Genomic DNA, 17,997 nt, shown 5'->3' on the forward strand with positions numbered 1-17,997 from the left:
TTGCTTATCCCGCGCCAGTTTTCCTACCCTCTGCCTGCGCAACTGTTTATTTAAGGATCATTATGTGTTGTTTTGAGGATCATTATTTGTGCATTTAGTTGTATTTTTGTTTCAAATATGATCTTTATCTGAACTATGGACAGTCGCAAAGCAATAATATTAGAATATTTACATAACCACCCATCATCTTCCTCTATGGAAATTCATGAGGGTATAGCATCAGATGCGGCATATGTAACTACTAAACGAACACTAAGTAAACTGCAGGAACAAGGCCTGGTCGAGTCAACCGGACAGAAAAGATCTACCAGATATAGGTTAAGTACCTCATATGATATATTGCGCCCAATTGATTTGGCGAAATACTTTGAAAAAGAGATTGATGAGAGAACAATAAAAGAACAGTTCAATCTGGAGCTAATTGCCAGTGTTCTTACCAACATTAGTCTCTTTACAGAAGATGAGAATGTTTACCTCTCATCATTACAGCAAAAATTTAGAGATAACTTGTCACATCTCTCGACGGTCGAATATAACAAAGAATTAGAGCGCCTTGCCATCGACCTCAGTTGGAAATCATCACAAATAGAAGGAAATACTTATTCCCTTCTGGAAACCGAACGGTTATTAAAAGAAAAGGAAACTGCCGCTGGTAAGTCTTTGGAGGATGCTTATATGCTTCTCAATCATAAGGAAGCATTGAATTTCATCATTGATAATCCTGAGTATGTAGTCCCACTTACTGTGTCCAGGATAGAAGATATTCATAGTATTCTGGTGAAAAATCTTGGTGTAGACCGTAATATCAGACAACGTAGAGTAGGCATATCTGGTACAAATTATAAACCATTGGATAACGAACATCAAATACGGGATGCATTAAGAGATATGTGTGATTTAATTAATTCCAAAGACAACGTATTCGAAAAAGCTTTTCTCGCTTTGGTGTTGTTGTCATATATCCAGGCTTTTGCAGATGGAAATAAACGAACAGCTAGAATCATTAGTAATGCCCTGCTAATTGCTTCAGGTTATTGTCCTATTTCTTTCAGAACAGTGGATTCACTTGATTATAAAAAAGCAATGTTAGTTTTCTATGAACTGAATAATATTACGCCGTTCAAAGCAATATTCATCAACCAATTTGAATTTGCTGTGAATAATTATTTCTAAAAAGGTTTCTATGTAGAGTGATAACTACCTCACATTTGTCTGGGCTTTCGGTCTGGACAATTGTGAGGTGAAACCTTACTCAAATATCGCCACCACCCTTGCCGGCGCAGCACTCGCACCTTTTATCTTCAATGGAAACACACTCACCTTAAACCCGGACGGCGGCAACGCTCCCAGGTTCACCAACTGCTCCATATGGCAATACTCTTTCTGCTGCCCTACCAGGTGTGCCTGCCAGAAATAATCGTTTTTTCCGGTTTTTTTGGCGTTTTCCGCCATATATTTTAACGGGAGATCGAAACCCCACTGATCAATGCCCATCACTTTTACACCCTGATCTATCAGCCAGTGCGTGGCTTCCGCGCTCATACCGGTGCCCCGCATCGGGTAGTCTTTCGTTCCAATATATTTATCCCGGCCTGTATAAATCAATACGATAGTACCGGGCCTGATCTCAATGCCGGTACGGGCAATGTCCGCCTGGATATCCGCCAATGTGATCTCTTCAAAATCGGCCTTGTGGGTCATATTAATGACCACTCCATCTCCATAACACCATTCTAAAGGAATTTCATCAATCGTTTTGGCTGGCTTGCCATCCACAGTGGGAGAGTAGTGCCAGGGGGCATCTATATGAGTGGCTGCATGCACACCCATTCCCATAATCTTATCATCTGCCCAGCCCTCAAACCCTCTGGGAAAGAGCTTTGCCGGCAAACCGATGAAGAAACGAATCAATCCTTTGCTTTTACGATGAGGCTTATGCTTGATCTTAATGCGCATAAACCAGGGGTCTTGCTTGTTATAAGCAATCGTTTTGGAGAGGTCTACGATTTTCATAAGAATGAATGTTCTTTTATTCCCGAACGGATAATCGCGACCGCCATCACCCGTTCGGGGCTGACTAAAAAGGCCTGCTTAATGGGCAGGTGATGGAAACCCAACAGCAATTTCGCGGTACCTGGCCCATCATTTTACTTTTGGTCAGCATCTGTTAATGCTGTATGGCCAGCAATTTGGCATCATTAAACTCCAGCAGCGAATCCAGCTTCAAATTCGCCAGCGCATACCTGGCATCCTGCCTGTTATGCGCCTCGGGCACCACTACTGTGGTCATACGCGCGGCCCTGGCAGCCGTCATGCCGGTCACACTGTCCTCAAACGCCACACATTCCAGCGGACTGCTCCCCAGCGCCTTCGCGCAGGCCAGGTACACCGCCGGATGAGGCTTGCCGTAATCCTCGAATTCAGCAGAGGCTACTGCCTGAAAATAATCACTAATGCCCAAATGTTCGATGACCGCATCAATCAACCTTTTAGGGGATGAAGAAGCGAGCCCCATCTTAAATTTCCGCTCTTTAAAGAAATCTAATATATAATGCAAGCCCTCCATGGACCTGCCTTCCGCAATAATCATTTTAATAACAGTGGAAATAATCTCATCCGTTACCTGCTCCTCACTTTTACCATTCCAGTTAAAATGCCGGTGCCAGTAGTTTACCACCTCCTTTGTACGTAAACCGGTGGTTTTATGCCACAAGTCCGGTGTCAGCGATACGCCCACTGTATTAAATACCTCCTGCATCGCCAGTCCCCATAAAGGTTCCGAGTCCACCAGCAGGCCATCCATGTCAAATATTACTGTATTAATCATAGTTCCGATTTGCGGCGCAAAGTTAACTCTTTATTTTTCTGCCTGTTAAAGCCATAACAATAAGTTATTACCCATAATGATAGGTTATGCGGGTAAGCCCGGATTTGTACTCATTTTTAGCGGTGCGGTTGTGTGTAATGCTTGCTGGTATTGGGTTAGGGAGATGCTATTTTTCTCCCGGCCATAATCCATCGGAATTGCAGTCCTTCATTTTTTAAATTTTATCTAAATAACACCCCCATTTTTTATTAAAAAAAGTTTTGGAATGATAACCCCGTCCTATATCTTTGTATTACTCTACTAAAATTATAGGGAATATGGGTAATGGACGGATAAGGAAGTTTGTCGCATGTTGTTGGATGTCAATGATCCAGGAGGCGTGCGCATTATGATCATGTAAATAACTAACTGATTATAAATAAACTGCCTCCGGAAACACCCGGGGGCTTTTTTGTAGAGAAAACAACCAAAAGCCCGTTAGTCAAATCAAATTCAGCAATCTACCACCAGAAAATATTTGTTATGCAAAGCTTCAGAACAGAACTCGAAAATCCGATCGTAGAACGCGATATCATTGAGTTGGAGAAAAAAATCCGCGCTTTCCGCGAAGGCAACATCCCTGAAGAGAAATTCCGTAGCCTCCGCCTGGCACGTGGGGTATACGGCCAGCGCCAGCAAGGCGTACAAATGGTACGTATCAAACTGCCCTACGGTAAAATGACCCTGCAGCAATGGAAAAGAATCTCTGATATCTCCGACGAATACTCCACCGGAAACCTGCACCTGACCACCCGTCAGGATGTACAGATACATTTCGTAAGTCTGGACAGAACCCCTGAACTCTGGTCGAAACTGGAACAGGACGATGTCACCATCCGCGAAGCCTGCGGTAACACCGTACGTAACATCACCGCATCTGACCGCGCCGGCATTGATCCGGAAGAGCCATTCGATATAACTCCTTACGCAGACGCAGCATTCCGCTATTTCCTGCGTAACCCTATCTGCCAGGATATGGGCCGTAAAATTAAAATTGCTTTCTCCTCCAGCGACGCAGATACCGCCTGGGCATTTATGCACGACTTCGGCATGATCCCTAAAGTGAAAGAAGTGAACGGCAAAACAGTGCGTGGCTTTAAAATATTGGTAGGCGGCGGCCTCGGCGCCCAGCCATTCCTCGCCAAAACAGCCTTCGAATTCCTGGAAGAAGATCAGCTCATCCCTTATATTGAAAACGTACTCCGCGTATTCGACCGCTACGGTGAAAGAACCAGCAGACATAAAGCAAGGATGAAATTCCTTGTGCAAAAACTGGGCTGGGAAGAATTCGACCGCCTTGTGAAAGAAGAATACAAAGCAGTGAAAAATAAATCGGTGAAAGTGGATTATGAGGCGTACAAAAACACCGAAGCTCCTGTCACTGGTACAGTGCCGGCCTTTACCATCCGCGATCCCAAACAGTTTGAAACCTGGAAAGCTACCAACGTTTTCGAACAGAAACAGAAAGGCTACTTCGCCGCATACGTGAAAGTACCTTTAGGTAACATCTCTTCTACCGTTAGCCGCAACCTGATCGAAGCGCTGCGCCCGGTGATTGCCGATGATGTGCGTGTTACCGCCAACCAGGGCCTGCTGCTCAAATACATTCTGCCGGCACACCTGCCATATGTATTCAGTGTACTGGAAGCCGAAGGCTTTGCTGCCGCTGGTTTCGACAGTATCGCAGATATCACCGCCTGCCCTGGTACTGATACCTGTAACCTGGCTATCTCCAGCAGCACCGGCATCGCCGAAGCACTGGAAAACGTGATCGCTGCTGAATTCCCAGACCTCGTACATAACAAGGACATCAAAATAAAAATCAGCGGATGTATGAACTCCTGCGGCCAGCACGGCATCGCCAGCATCGGCTTCCACGGTAGCTCACTGAAAAGCGGTGGTAAAACACTGCCCGCACTCCAGGTATTACTGGGCGGTGGTATCGTAGGCAACGGCGAAGGCCGTGTAGCCGATAAAGTGATAAAAGTGCCCAGCCGTCGCGGTCCTGATGTACTCCGCACCCTACTGCACAACTACGAAATCAACGGACAGGAAAAAGAAAAATTCAACGAATACTACGACCGCCAGGGCGAAAAATATTTCTACGAACTGCTGAAACCTTTGGCTGATCTTAGCGCTATCACTGATGATGCTTTCATCGACTGGGGCCAGGCAGAACAGTTTGCTACCGCCATCGGTGTGGGAGAGTGCGCCGGCGTTGTGATCGACCTGGTAGCCACCCTGCTGCTGGAAGCAGAAGAGAAGCTGGATCTGGGCAAAGAAGCATTTGATAAAGGCCAGTTTGCAGACGGTATCTATCACGCATATTCCACTTTCGTACAAACAGCCAAAGCGCTGCTGCTGGGCGAAGGAATCGCTTGCAACACGCAGATTGGTATCCTCAACGACTTTGAGAAAAACTTCATTGCAACCGGTCAGTTCAACTTCGAAGGAGATTTCAAAACGGTTGTACTGCAGATTAACGGCAACGAGCCTACGGAAACTTTCGCCAGAGCTTATTACAAGCAGGCAGCGGATTTCTACCAGGCAGCACAGGCTTTCCGCGTACAGAAAACGGCCACCGTACAGGCATAAATTAAAACTGCCGGGTACCGTCAATAATTTTTTCTATCTTTCTAAAACTTACAATCATGCAACATATACAACCGAAACTCACCCTCGTAGGCGCCGGACCTGGTGATCCGGAACTCATTACGGTAAAAGGGTTAAAGGCCATTCAAAATGCCCGGGTGATACTTTATGATGCACTGTCGAATAACGAATTACTGGAGCATGCACCCGCCGATTGCCTTTGCAGGTTTGTAGGAAAACGCGCAGGCATGCACGTATATCCACAGGAAGAAATTAACCGCATGATTGTGAAATATGCACTCACTTATGGCAGTGTGGTAAGGCTGAAAGGGGGCGACTCCTTTGTGTTTGGCCGTGGTTCTGAGGAAATCGCTTTCGCACAGCAGTTTGGTATTGCTACCGAGGTGATTCCGGGAATAACGAGTGCAATCGCGGTACCAGGAATGAACAAGATTCCTGTTACCGCAAGAAATGTAAGCGAGGGTTTTTGGGTAATCACCGGTAACACAAGAAACGGTAATCTCTCCCGTGACCTCGAACATGCTATCTCTGCAAATACTACCGTTGTCATTTTGATGGGTATGAGCAAGCTGCATGAAATTGCAGGTATCTACGAAGCGGCTGGCAAAGGAGCAATCCCTGCTGCCATCATTCAAAATGGTACCCTGCCAGATCAGAAGTTGGGCGTAGGAAATGTTTCCGACCTGGTAAACATTGCTGAAGCACAGCAACTGCACAACCCTGCTATCATTGTGATAGGTGAAGTGGTACGCTTCCACGAAGCATTCCAGGCCCTTCAAACCAGGGTGTCCGAAGGTTTAAAAATCGCAGTATAATGGAAGAAAATCAGTTGTTTCCCGTATTCTTTAAGTTGCACCGCCTCCATGTATTGGTAGTGGGCGGAGGAAATGTGGGGTTGGAAAAAGTAAATGCTATGCTGCAAAACAGCCCGGAAGCAACTGTTACAGTGGTGTCGCTGGCCTTTTTGCCGGAACTCAAAACCCTCGCTAAGCAATACGCCAATGTGGAGCTGGTGGAGAAAGCCTTTTCCTGTGGCGACCTCTTTGGAAAAGATCTGGTAATTGCAGCCACGAATAACAAGGAATTGAATCTATGCGTGTGGGAAAAGGCCAAATGCAGTAAGGTGCTGATCAATGTGGCCGACACTCCCGAATTATGTGATTTTTACCTGGGCTCCATCGTGCAGAAAGGCAACCTCAAAATTGCGATTTCTACCAACGGAAAATCCCCCACCGTAGCCAAGCGCCTCAAACAGGTACTGCAGGAAGCCATCCCTGATACCCTGGATGAAGTACTGAACAAGCTACACCTTATCAGAGACAAGCTAAAAGGCGACTTTGCCGCAAAAGTGAAAAAACTGAACAGCATCACCGATGTGCTGGTAGATCCGGAAACGAAAGAGCTCTAATCCTTCCTTTTTAAGATCTCCGCCAGTACTACTGCCTGATTATGTTCCTCATCTTTTGCGCCATATAATAACGTTACCCGGCCATGGGCCGCTTTTTTACGAAGCTCTGCCAACAGGTCTTCGTGCGAAGCAAGTTCTTTTTCATACCGTTGTTTAAATACCGGATAGCGCTCCGGATCATGATTGAACCATTTTCTTAGTTCATCGCTGGGTGCTATCTCTTTGAGCCACTCATCCACATGGGCCTTCTCCTTGGAGAGGCCCCGTGGCCACAGACGGTCTACCAGCACCCGGTAACCGTCCGCTTCACTGAACTGAATGTATACCCTTTTAATTTGTATCATACAGGTATAACCCCTTATTACTTAAAAAGTTTTGGACATATATCAGAGAAAAGGCGGCAGGTCTTAGACCTGCCGCCTTTTTCATTTCATTATGTGCAATGTATACTACCGCTGCGCCAGTGGCGCCTTATCCTGCTGATTATAGAAGTACTGCACCTTCACATCTTTCGGCAACTGCGCTTCAAATTGTTTCAGATTTTTGTACATAGTTTCGGCTGATTCTTCCACCGTAGCGTAAAAACACACCGTTGCATAGGCACAAATGTAGTTGTTGGATACCTCCCAGGAAGCGATCTTATGCCAGTTTTTATAGACCTCCGGCAAATACCATTCTTCGTAAATAACGGCCACCTTAGCCTGACTGCTGTCTATCAGCTGGTGAACATAGGCGGGTGTATATTCCTTGTGTAGTTTCGCACGGGTCACCTGGTTATTACCGAGGCCCCATAAGTCGAGGGTGGTGATATCTCCCAGATAACTGATAGCGCCCACATCATTGGCCGCGATTGTTTTATGATTATAATATTGCTTCAGGAAAAGCGCCATCTGGTACTGCTGGTCGTATATATTTTTACTGCAGCGCACGGCGTGCGGCAGTGAGTTAGCCGCACGAGGCAGCAGGTTACAGAGGAAAATACTGAAAGTAAGTATGTACAGCCAGTTGGCCCTGTCCTTTAGTTTTTCAGGTGACCACCATTCCATAAATATTATAGAGAGATGGAAAAAGCTTAATACCAGCAAATAGGCTTCGTACCGGTACAGATAACCGGCGGCTGCGGAGCAGCAGTGGAGAATAATGCTGAAGAAACTGATGGTCAGCACATAAAATGTTCTGTCGAACTGCTTCCTGCGGAAACGTTCTGCCACCACTATGCCGGTGATCACAAACACCCCGCTGATCACGCTGGTGATTTCCAGGAAGGAAACCGTATCGTTTAACAGGCGTATCAGTTGCATTTTCCCTTTCAGAATCAGGGAGTTAGGGAGGAAGTAGCCTCCTTTTATTACCATCACCGCACCGAATATTATTACCGGGGAAATACTGATGATACCCAGTACGAACGCGGATTTCCAGCTTTTGCGAAGGGCAAGGATGCAGCACACTACAAATGCCGTATAGGCGTTCTCGTAACGACAGGAAATCATCAGTGCACCCCATAGCGCAGGTGCGATCCAGTCGCCCAGGGCCAGCTGGTTATTTTCCAGTCGCGTAGCACAGCGGTGCACGAAAATGAGTGTGAGCGCCATCTGCAGACTATGTTCCATGCCAAGTATGGTCATGAATGGGAGTGGGGCTACCAGCATGGTGGCCATCATGGCTACCGTTTTGCGGGAGGTGGATAAGTGGGTATGCTTATTCAATTCCCGCTGCATTTCCAGGAGCAGCAATACGGCACCGGTAGCACTGAGTATCAGCGGCCACCAGGGCGAGAGCCCAAAAATATAAAAAGCGGTGCTCAGCAAAATGGTGAACAGCACAGAGGAGGACGAGGAAACCCATTCTACGTTAGACAGGCCCCAGATGTGATGAAAGGCCACATTTTTGGCTACCGCCATATGGATAAATGCATCATCCAGCGGATAGCTCAGTACGCCATTGGTGTTTCGGAGGGACAAAAATTCCAGCACAACCACTATACAACACAATACGGCAAGTACAATGGCAAAGGGATAATACTTCTTCATGAGGTTAGAGTGTCATTCAGTTAATGAAATTCAGCTTGCGGTTAGCATAGAAGGTGGTTAAAACTATCGGAGATCAGGGGATTCGGTGCCCGAAAATATGTCAAAAATCGCAAATATCCTATCTTTATTTCCATGGAACAGCATCAGGAAATAATAGAAACAACCGTGAAATTTGTGAAGCAGCAGCTGGCAAATGCAGAAGGAGGGCACGATTGGTGGCATATCTACCGGGTATGGAAACAGGCCAGGCATATAGCAACCACAGAGCAGTCTGATTTGCTGGTGGTGGAACTGGGAGCTTTGCTGCACGACATCGCCGACTCCAAATTTCACGGGGGCGACGAAGAAATCGGGCCAGCCAGAGCAGGGGCTTTCATGGAAAGTTTAGGACTGCCGCAGGAGGTCATTGAACACGTTAAAAATATCATCCGGTATATCTCTTTTAAAGGAGGACATAATGAAAACGGCTTTTATTCCACTGAGCTGGGCATTGTGCAGGACGCGGACCGGCTCGATGCCATTGGCGCCATTGGTATTGCCCGGGCATTTAATTATGGAGGATTTAAAAACCGCGCTTTGTATGATCCGGAAGTAGCGCCGGTGCTAAACCGTAGTAAGGAAGACTATAAGCATAACAATACTCCTACCATCAATCATTTTTATGAGAAACTGTTGTTGCTGAAGGATAAGATGAATACCAGCACCGGGAAACGGCTGGCGCAGGATCGGCATACCTTTATGGAGCAGTATTTACAGCAGTTTTATGCAGAGTGGGAAGGGGAGATGTAAATGCAACGTATGATAATTAAACCCGGAGGGGTTGCCCCGCCGGCGATGCGGGAGCAAAATAAAACGGATCGCGAAGCGATCCGTTTTATTTTGTAATCAGATATTGAACAGTGCTTTCAGCTCTTCCGCATCCTCCGGTTTCATTTTTCCACCAAGGATGAGTCGCAGTTGCCTGCGACGCAGGGCACCATCATATAATTTTTTTTCTTCTTCTGTGTCCACGGTAATGGCCGGCACCGGGCGGGAGTTTCCGTTAGGGTCCAGGGCTACAAATGTCATGAATGCTTCATTGGATTTATAGCGGTATTGTTGCACCGGGTCTTCACCCCACACGCGCATGTGTACTTCCATGGAAGTATTGAATGCACGGCTTACTTTCGCTTCAATATGTACTACATTACCCAGTTTAATGGGATTTTCGAAGGAGATATTATCTACAGAAGCGGTTACAACAGGTGCGGCGCAATGTTTCATGCACGACAGCGCGGCGGCAATGTCCATCCAGTACATGAGGCGTCCACCCATCAGGTTACCGAAAGTGTTGGTATCGTTGGGGAGCACCAGCTCTGTCATTTGAATCAGAGAGTCCTGCGCTCGTTTAGGCGTTAAAGTCATCTTTAATGTATTTCGGACGCAAATTTACAATATAAGATCTATTGCGCTGTTGTATTATGAAAGATACTATCCTGTTAAGGTACAATTTTTAAAATTTCTTTACCTGACCCTTATATATGGTGATGATATTCGCGTGTTTTAGTAGCAAATTTTGAATGATATCCGTTTGCAGTGCGTATAATTTTTGTGTTTATCAAAATCTAACGGAATTCAATACAGGCATACATTAGCCGTGGCGGATTTCAGCCTTTCGAACCGTCGTCTGACAGTCAAATCGAGATAAAAACTTGGGTGCGAAGCAAATTTTTGTAACTTTGCATGACCTTCGGAAGTAGTTTACTTGACAGGTAACACACCAAAAGCAATCCGGCACTTCCCCCGTAATAGGTCAAGTAATTCAAGCAGAATTTTAGTTTTTATGGCAAAATATATCTTCGTAACGGGAGGTGTTACATCTTCTTTGGGTAAAGGAATTATAGCCGCCTCGCTGGCTAAACTATTGCAGGCACGCGGCTTTAGAGTGACTATTCAGAAGTTCGATCCATATATTAATGTGGATCCGGGAACATTAAACCCATATGAGCACGGGGAATGTTATGTAACGGAAGATGGTGCCGAAACCGACCTCGATCTGGGACACTACGAGCGTTTCCTGAATATTCCTACATCTCAGGCAAACAACGTAACTACCGGTCGTATTTATCAAACAGTGATCAATAAGGAAAGGGAAGGGGCATATCTGGGTAAAACCGTTCAGGTTATCCCACATATCACCGATGAAATCAAGCGTCGCATCCTCCTGCTCGGCAAAGACGGTAAGTATGATATCGTTATTACTGAGCTGGGTGGTACCGTGGGTGATATCGAATCACTCCCGTACATTGAGGCAGTTCGTCAGCTCCAATGGGAACTGGGCGAAGAAGATTGTCTGGTAGTGCACCTCACCCTGATCCCTTACCTGCGTGCAGCAAAAGAGCTCAAAACCAAGCCTACACAACACTCTGTGCGTTTGCTCAGTGAGTATGGCGTACATCCTGATATCATCGTTTGTCGTACAGAAGAACCAATGTACCGCGATCTGAAAAAGAAGATCGCCCTCTTCTGTAATGTACAGGTAGATGCAGTTATCGAAGCGAACGACTGCCCTACCATCTACGAAGTACCTTTGGAAATGCTGCGTGAGAAACTCGATGTTTCTGTGCTGAAAAGACTGGGGCTGCCTATCGAAAAAGAACCAGAACTGATCAAGTGGCGCGAATTCCTGGATAAGTTAAAATATCCTAAATCTAAAGTTACGATCGGCTTGATCGGTAAATATGTGGAGTTGCAGGATGCTTACAAATCAATCCTGGAATCCTTTATTCATGCCGGTGCAGTAAACGATTGTAAAGTAGTGGTACAAAATATCCACTCTGAGCACCTGACACCTGAAAATGTATGTGAAAAACTGAAAAACCTCGATGGTTTACTGGTAGCACCAGGCTTTGGTCATCGTGGTATTGAAGGTAAAATCACTGCTATTCAATATGCCCGTGAAAATAAGCTGCCATTCTTCGGTATTTGCCTTGGTATGCAGATGAGCGTGGTGGAATACGCACGTAATGTACTCGGCTGGAAAGATGCACACTCTGTAGAAATGAATCCTGACACCGCTCACCCGGTGATCAACCTCATGGAAGAGCAGAAAAAAGTGACTGCCAAAGGTGGTACCATGCGCCTCGGTGCATACGCCTGCGAACTCCTTCCAGGTTCTAAAGCTGCAGAAATCTACGGTAGCACTACTATCAGCGAAAGACACCGCCATCGTTATGAATTCAATAACGAATACCTGCAGGCATTTGAAGATGCCGGTATGGTGCCTTCCGGTAAAAACCCGGATACTGGCCTGGTGGAGATGATTGAGCTCCCTAACCATCCTTTCTTCGTTGGTTCTCAGTTCCATCCGGAGCTGAAAAGCACTGTAGAAAGTCCTTCCCCTATTTTCGTAGCTTTCATTGGCGCAGCCAAAGCTTACGCTGAAAGCAAAAACGGAAAAGCTAAACTCAACGAGGAAGCTGTAGCGAAGTAAAATATAATATTTTTTATTTATATAGATGTCATTGGAGGCCGGAAAAAAGGATCAGTCCTTTTTCCGGCCTTTTACATTGGTTTTTAGCGGAAAACCTCCGGTTTTGCTGGTGTGTATTGTTTGGCACCTCGCGCGAGGAAGCCGCCGCCAGGTATCTGTCCTTACGTGCAGTTACGCAGATTCAGTCGGTTAACATCTCCCTAAACCAAGCCCGGTGCAAACATTCAGCAGAAAGCTACCTTCAGCTGTGTAACCATAGCCACCCGCGCGCAGCGCGGAACCCCACCCAATGACACCGAAGGTGTCATTTAGAACCGCACGTATGATGCCGCTTTTAACAATTCTTTAATAAACAATCTTCAAAAAAAGCCACCGCAGCCGGTAGTCTTTATCGGCTTTGCCAGAAAAAGGATTACCTTTGCTGCCTAAATTTTAATTGCATTTCATGGATAGAAATTCGGTTATTGGCTTTTTACTGTTAGGTGTGTTGCTGGTAGGTTACATATTCCTGAATAATAAGCAGCAGCAAAACGCAGCCAAAGAAAAGGCCATACAAGATTCCATCGCCCTTGTGAACAAGCCAAAAACGGTTCCTACTGATACAGTAGCTAACCTGGCTGGTACTCAGCTCGATTCAGCCCATCAGGCGCAACTCTCCGGAGAATATGGCGCATTTGCAGCCGCAGCCGTTGGTACCGAGCAAACTACCGTTCTGGAAAATGATGTTGTAAAAATTACTTTCTCTAATAAAGGTGGTCAGCCTGTTTCTGTACAGCTGAAAGATTTTAAAACCCATGATGGTCAGCCACTGATGCTGGCAAACGGCTCCTTCAACCGCCTGTCTGTTGAAGTACCTGCCAATGCGAATAAAACACTGCAGAGTGCCGACCTCTTCTTCACCGCTGCCGCTCCCCAGCAGCTCGCCGGTGATCAAAAAGCGATCTCTTACCGCCTGGCAGCCGCCAATGGTGCTTACCTGGAATTTGTATACCTCCTGAAACCAGGCAGCTACGTGGTAGACTATGATATTCACGCCGTTGGTTTCCAGAATATTCTTCCTGGCAGCCAGAAATTCCTGACCCTGCAATGGAACTCACAAAACGACAAGCAGGAACTGGACATGCAGAATGAACGCCTGAACAACCAGGTACACTACATGACCAAAAAAGAAAAACATGACTACTTCACCCTGCAACGTTCTGCACATGAAAAGCTGAGCGACGAACTGAAATGGGTAAGTGTGAAACAACAGTTTTTCAACACTACCCTGATCGCTAAAAAAGCAGATTTCGCCAGCGCAGATGTAAATACCAAAGTACCTGAAAGCGCCAATATTGTAGGACAAACCTACACCACCCTGCAGATCCCTTACGATCGTTCTGCTGATTTCTCTTTCCCAATTGAAATCTACTACGGTCCTAACCACTATAAAACACTGAAATCATTTGATCTCGGCCTGGAAAAAATTATTCCACTGGGTTCCGGCATCTTCGCTTTTGTGAAGTATGTGAACAAATGGATCATTATTCCGGTGTTTAACTTCCTCAGCGGATTTATCCACAACTATGGCATCATCATTATCCTCCTCACCCTGTTCATTCGCCTGATCATTGCTCCGTTTACTTATCAGAGCTATGTTTCACAGGCTAAGATGAAAGTGCTGAAACCTGAAATTGATGAGCTGAAAGCTAAATATGGTGATGATCAGCAGACCTTTGGTGTGGAACAAATGAAACTCTTCAAGAGCGCCGGTGTAAACCCGCTCGGAGGTTGTTTGCCAGCCCTGTTACAGTTACCGATCCTGGTAGCGATGTACAGCTTCTTCCCATCCAGCATTGAGCTGCGCCAGGAAAGCTTCCTGTGGGCTACCGACTTATCGACCTACGATTCCATCATGCACCTGCCATTCAACATTCCGTTTTATGGCGATCACGTGAGCTTATTTACCCTGCTGATGACTGTTACCAGCTTCATGCTGGCCTTCTACAACCGTGGAATGGCAGACCAGAGCAACCCGGTAATGAAGTATATGCCATATGTAATGCCCCTGATGTTCCTCGGTATCTTCAACAGAACCGCTGCGGCTCTTACATTCTACTACTTCCTGTCCAACCTGATCTCTATCATTCTGCAATTCGTGATTCAGAAATTCGTTATCAGCGAAGCGAAGATCCACGCGCAGATCCAGGAAAATAAAAAGAAACCTGTACAGAAATCTAAATGGCAGGAAAAGCTGGAAGACATGCAGAAGCGTCAGGCTGATATGCAGCAGAACCAGCGTAACAAAAAGTAATATTTTCTGAACTATTCAGTCATATTTTTTAGCAGAAGGCTTCCGGTTCGGAAGCCTTCTCTGTTTTATTTATTTAATTGCAGTATGAAAAAGTGCTTATTGACAGGAATAGCTGCACTGGGATTGCTTATTAGCGCCCATGCACAGGATACCTTACCGTCTGCCAAACGAATTCAGCAAACAGTGAACTACCTCGCTTCCGACAAATTGAAAGGAAGAGGAACCGCAGAAAAAGGCAGTACTACTGCCAGTAACTACGTCGCCAAACAATTCCGTAAGCTGGGGCTGCAGCCTGTTAACAACGGCAGCTACTTCCAGGATTTTACGTTCGACCGCAACACCCACAAAAATATTCCGAGCCGCAATGTGATCGGCTTCCTGGATAACGGTGCCGCACGTACGATTATCATCGGTGCGCATTATGATCACCTGGGTACCGCTGGTTTATTCGACGGAAAGTACCCGGTAGGGCAGATCCACAACGGTGCAGATGATAATGCTTCCGGTGTGGCCGGACTGCTGGAACTGGCACGTTATTACACCAAAAACGCACAAAAAGAACCGTTTAACTTCCTTTTCATTGCTTTTGGGGGAGAAGAACTGGGATTACAAGGTTCTAAATATTATACGAACAATCCCCTGCAACCATTGGCCAACGTACATTTCATGCTCAACATGGATATGATTGGCCGTTACAATCCCGAAAGAGGGATTGGTATCGGTGGCTTTGGATCAGCGCAGGAGTGGCCGGAAGTGTTTAAAGAGGTGAAGCAGCCTGGTATTAAGTTTTTTACAGATGCTGCCGGTAAGGGGGCTTCAGACCATCATAACTTTTATATGCACCAGGTGCCGGTGTTGTTTTTCCATACCGGCGGACACGATGATTACCATAAACCAACCGATGATGCACCTAAGTTACAGGCACAATCGGAAGAGGCGATTATCAATCTGGAGATTCAGCTGATTAACAGGGCAATGGCATTGCCTGTATTGCATTATACAGAAGTAAAGTAGCGCTTTTCCGTGAATGGAGCCGGCCCTTTGGCCCGGCGCTATTCACGGATTATCCCTCTGCCGAAGGCGGAGGGATAATCCGTGAATCAATTGAAACAATTTCCACCTCATACACAGGGCTAAAAAGGTATAACCTTTTTGTAGCCACCTCCTCGCAGCGGTAACGCTTTCTGATACGTTCTCCTTTACGAAAAACGCGCCCGTCTTTGGTGCGGAATAATTGTCCTGGTGGCAGTTGCTCTACCAGGTAATGATTTTCTTTTTTGCGGTCATAGCGGCTGAGTACACGCATCAGACTCTCGTCTGCGCAGGAGCTGGCAGCGGGATTGGCCATGCTTTGGCGCACGGCCTGTTCTACATCGGTGGGCAGGAAGTTTTTTCCTACAAATCCACTTAAAATCCAGGAAAATTCGCTTTTCCATTCCTTTCCATGAGCGGCAACGCGGTTGCCATACTTATTGAAAGTGGTAAGATGCGCCAGTTCATGTAACAGCGTGATGAGGAAAGAGAACTTGTTCAGTGATCCGTTGATACTGATCCGATGTCCTTTTCCATGCCCGTCCGGATGGCGGTAATCGCCCAGGATGCTGGCACGCTCACGCGTTATGGTCAGGTGTACTTTATAGTTGCTGATGAACTCCATTACCGGCTCAAAAGTGCCATCTGGCAGATAGGCCGCTAATGCATGTAATGGCGCCTCTTTTTTCAAGTGTTATTGCTTTTGTCTTACAAGTTTAGACATGCTCACGGCCTCGAACAGCGTATAAATCAGGTATATTCCTAATAAGATGAATACAGTTGGCTTGCTGATGTTTGGTTTATAGGCAAGTACATATGCCAGTATACCAACAATGCAGATCATTAACTTACTCAGTGTGGCGCCGTAAACGGCTCTGATAAATGCGTTCTGGTTAGAAGATTCCAGGCTTTTGATACTGTTTCTGGCGCTTAAAATTGATACTAGCGCCAGTACCAGGTTGCCGATCATCAGTACATAAAAATGTGCGTCGATGTCCATCAACCTGGATTTAAACGCTAAAAAGATTAGATTGATTATGCCAAAAAGGGCAATTAACTTAAGAAAAAATCTGTCGCTCATTTCCTGCGGGTGTCATTTAAAATTTGCCGCAAAGTTACGACTAAACCCCCTAAAGAAAAAACGATTAAGCATACCGGGAACCGCCAGCCAATTTTTTGGTCCAGCTTATACCCAATAAAAACAGCGAGCCCTAGCGTGGCCATCATCTGAAATGCAAGGCCTGCATAGCGCATAATATTTCCAACGTTGTTGTCGGACTTATTCTGCTTCGGCTTCTGTGAGGACTGATCTTCCATGTTTCTGCGTTTCTTCCGGCTGTTCATCGCCCATGTAGCAACGGCCATTGAATTTGGCAGTAGGCTCCATCTCGAAATGTGCGGTGTATACATCACCTTTCACATGTGCATTCCCTTTCAGGAACAACAATTCTTCTACTTTAATGATACCGGTAACTTTACCCAGGATATCGGCACTCTGACAAATAAGGTCTCCGGCAATATCTCCCTCCGGACCTACTACTATCTTAGCTTTGGTGGATACCAGCCCGTTTACCTGACCATCGATACGAATATCACCTTCGCATACGATATCGCCCTGGATGCTGGTGCCGCTTCCAATGATGTTGATAGTAGAAGAAGGCAACATGCTTTTGCCGTCGCCTTTAGACTTTGTGTTGTTATTAAACATAGGTTTTCAGGTTTTTCAGGTTTGAAAGTTAAAACGATGTAAAATAAATTAATTATTCTGAGATTTATTGATAATTCAAAATAGGTTGAAATTCAATTATATCTAGGATATTAATAAGTGCTTCCGTCCACTTTTGGTACTTTCATCATCGTTGTATCCAGCTTGCCGGTAAATTCCCCGTTGATCACCTGCTTGATGTTATCCAGGTACTTATCACGGGCATTTACGGCCGATTCGAGGGAGTCTGCACGCATTTTCAGGTGAATGAATTCCTTGCGTTGCTTTAAATCGCCGTAACCAGGTATATAATAACGCAATGGCGTAAATACTATTGTAGCTACCGTAATAGCCACCAATAATACAAATAGGGTACTCAGTGCGATGTAAACACTCATTCTCGACAACTTGAACGACGTCACTTCGTCATAGGTCTCATCATTCATAATTACCAAACGATACTTATGACTGAGCTTCTCTAAATTCCTTCTTTTATTTTTATTCCCCTTCCTTGCCATTGCAATTTTTTCGTTTTCAGGCGGCTAAAGTTAATCATATTTGTTTTATTTGTTCTTTCG

18 protein-coding genes are annotated in these 17,997 nt (G+C 45.7%); 8 read left to right on the forward strand and 10 right to left on the reverse strand.

Features of this window, described 5'->3' with window-relative positions:
• Nucleotides 1-135: 135 nt before the first annotated feature.
• A complete protein-coding gene (locus KW844_RS22725; RefSeq protein ID WP_218379086.1) occupies nt 136-1,173 on the forward strand; it encodes a Fic family protein in 1,038 nt (345 codons plus the stop codon).
• A gap of 75 nt (nt 1,174-1,248) precedes the next feature.
• Here the strand turns inward: KW844_RS22725 and KW844_RS22730 are convergent, their stop codons facing one another.
• The gene (locus KW844_RS22730; protein WP_218379087.1) at nt 1,249-2,013 is read right to left on the reverse strand and encodes a cyclase family protein; all 765 of its coding nucleotides are present in this window, start codon (nt 2,011-2,013) and stop codon (nt 1,249-1,251) included.
• A 154-nt stretch (nt 2,014-2,167) separates the two neighbouring features.
• Complete coding sequence (gene hxpB, locus KW844_RS22735) at nt 2,168-2,827, reverse strand: hexitol phosphatase HxpB (protein ID WP_218379088.1); 660 nt, start codon at nt 2,825-2,827, stop codon at nt 2,168-2,170.
• Between the two features lie 522 nt (nt 2,828-3,349).
• On the opposite strand from hxpB, the gene KW844_RS22740 reads away from it, so the two are divergent.
• Genes KW844_RS22740 through KW844_RS22750 form a run of 3 tightly spaced genes read left to right on the forward strand, consistent with a single transcriptional unit; the run spans nt 3,350 to nt 6,887 of the window.
• Complete coding sequence (locus KW844_RS22740; RefSeq protein WP_218379089.1) at nt 3,350-5,461, forward strand: nitrite reductase; 2,112 nt, start codon at nt 3,350-3,352, stop codon at nt 5,459-5,461.
• 56 nt (nt 5,462-5,517) lie between these two features.
• Nucleotides 5,518-6,294, forward strand: coding sequence for a uroporphyrinogen-III C-methyltransferase (gene cobA / locus KW844_RS22745; protein WP_218379090.1), 777 nt, complete (start codon nt 5,518-5,520; stop codon nt 6,292-6,294).
• Complete coding sequence (locus KW844_RS22750; protein WP_218379091.1) at nt 6,294-6,887, forward strand: bifunctional precorrin-2 dehydrogenase/sirohydrochlorin ferrochelatase; 594 nt, start codon at nt 6,294-6,296, stop codon at nt 6,885-6,887. Before cobA ends, KW844_RS22750 begins: the two co-directional genes overlap by 1 nt.
• On the opposite strand, the gene KW844_RS22755 is transcribed toward KW844_RS22750, so the two are convergent.
• Together KW844_RS22755 and KW844_RS22760 are read right to left on the reverse strand one after the other, a co-directional pair.
• Complete coding sequence (locus KW844_RS22755) at nt 6,884-7,231, reverse strand: DUF488 domain-containing protein (RefSeq protein WP_218379092.1); 348 nt, start codon at nt 7,229-7,231, stop codon at nt 6,884-6,886. The genes KW844_RS22750 and KW844_RS22755 overlap by 4 nt on opposite strands.
• 105 nt (nt 7,232-7,336) lie before the next feature.
• A complete protein-coding gene (locus KW844_RS22760; protein ID WP_218379093.1) occupies nt 7,337-8,917 on the reverse strand; it encodes a hypothetical protein in 1,581 nt (526 codons plus the stop codon).
• 132 nt (nt 8,918-9,049) lie between these two features.
• Between KW844_RS22760 and KW844_RS22765 the strand changes: the two genes are divergently transcribed.
• Nucleotides 9,050-9,706: an HD domain-containing protein gene (locus KW844_RS22765; RefSeq protein ID WP_218379094.1), complete on the forward strand. Its 657-nt coding sequence runs from the start codon at nt 9,050-9,052 to the stop codon at nt 9,704-9,706.
• 96 nt (nt 9,707-9,802) lie between these two features.
• Here KW844_RS22765 and KW844_RS22770 read toward each other — a convergent pair whose 3' ends face one another.
• A complete protein-coding gene (locus KW844_RS22770) occupies nt 9,803-10,321 on the reverse strand; it encodes an acyl-CoA thioesterase (RefSeq protein ID WP_073077190.1) in 519 nt (172 codons plus the stop codon).
• 418 nt (nt 10,322-10,739) lie between these two features.
• Here KW844_RS22770 and KW844_RS22775 point away from each other — a divergent pair, with 418 nt between their 5' ends.
• The 3 genes from KW844_RS22775 to KW844_RS22785 all read left to right on the forward strand — a co-directional run bounded on the left by KW844_RS22775 (nt 10,740) and on the right by KW844_RS22785 (nt 15,696).
• Nucleotides 10,740-12,389 carry a CTP synthase gene (locus KW844_RS22775; RefSeq protein ID WP_218379095.1) on the forward strand — a complete coding sequence of 550 codons (1,650 nt, stop codon included), beginning with the start codon at nt 10,740-10,742 and terminating at the stop codon, nt 12,387-12,389.
• A 445-nt stretch (nt 12,390-12,834) separates the two neighbouring features.
• Nucleotides 12,835-14,682, forward strand: a complete 1,848-nt coding sequence (yidC, locus tag KW844_RS22780; protein WP_218379096.1) for a membrane protein insertase YidC — start codon at nt 12,835-12,837, stop codon at nt 14,680-14,682.
• 84 nt (nt 14,683-14,766) lie between these two features.
• Complete coding sequence (locus tag KW844_RS22785) at nt 14,767-15,696, forward strand: M20/M25/M40 family metallo-hydrolase (protein ID WP_218379097.1); 930 nt, start codon at nt 14,767-14,769, stop codon at nt 15,694-15,696.
• A gap of 49 nt (nt 15,697-15,745) precedes the next feature.
• Here KW844_RS22785 and KW844_RS22790 read toward each other — a convergent pair whose 3' ends face one another.
• From KW844_RS22790 to KW844_RS22810, 5 genes are all read right to left on the reverse strand, one after another.
• Nucleotides 15,746-16,405, reverse strand: a complete 660-nt coding sequence (locus KW844_RS22790) for a SprT-like domain-containing protein (protein WP_255578589.1) — start codon at nt 16,403-16,405, stop codon at nt 15,746-15,748.
• Nucleotides 16,406-16,408: 3 nt separating this feature from the next.
• Nucleotides 16,409-16,714 (reverse strand): hypothetical protein, encoded by a 306-nt coding sequence (locus KW844_RS22795; RefSeq protein ID WP_218379098.1) that lies wholly within the window; start codon nt 16,712-16,714, stop codon nt 16,409-16,411.
• A gap of 77 nt (nt 16,715-16,791) precedes the next feature.
• Nucleotides 16,792-17,079, reverse strand: coding sequence for an AtpZ/AtpI family protein (locus KW844_RS29475; RefSeq protein ID WP_370626510.1), 288 nt, complete (start codon nt 17,077-17,079; stop codon nt 16,792-16,794).
• Entirely contained in the window at nt 16,994-17,422 is a 429-nt protein-coding gene (locus KW844_RS22805; RefSeq protein WP_218379100.1) for a polymer-forming cytoskeletal protein, read from the reverse strand. The genes KW844_RS29475 and KW844_RS22805 overlap by 86 nt, the downstream gene beginning before the upstream one ends.
• Nucleotides 17,423-17,532: 110 nt before the next feature.
• On the reverse strand, nt 17,533-17,865 hold the full coding sequence (locus tag KW844_RS22810) for a hypothetical protein (RefSeq protein WP_245805598.1): 333 nt from the start codon (nt 17,863-17,865) through the stop codon (nt 17,533-17,535).
• Nucleotides 17,866-17,997: the final 132 nt, after the last annotated feature.

The sequence above is a fragment of the Chitinophaga sp. sic0106 genome (genome assembly GCF_019219075.1).
GTDB lineage: Bacteria > Bacteroidota > Bacteroidia > Chitinophagales > Chitinophagaceae > Chitinophaga.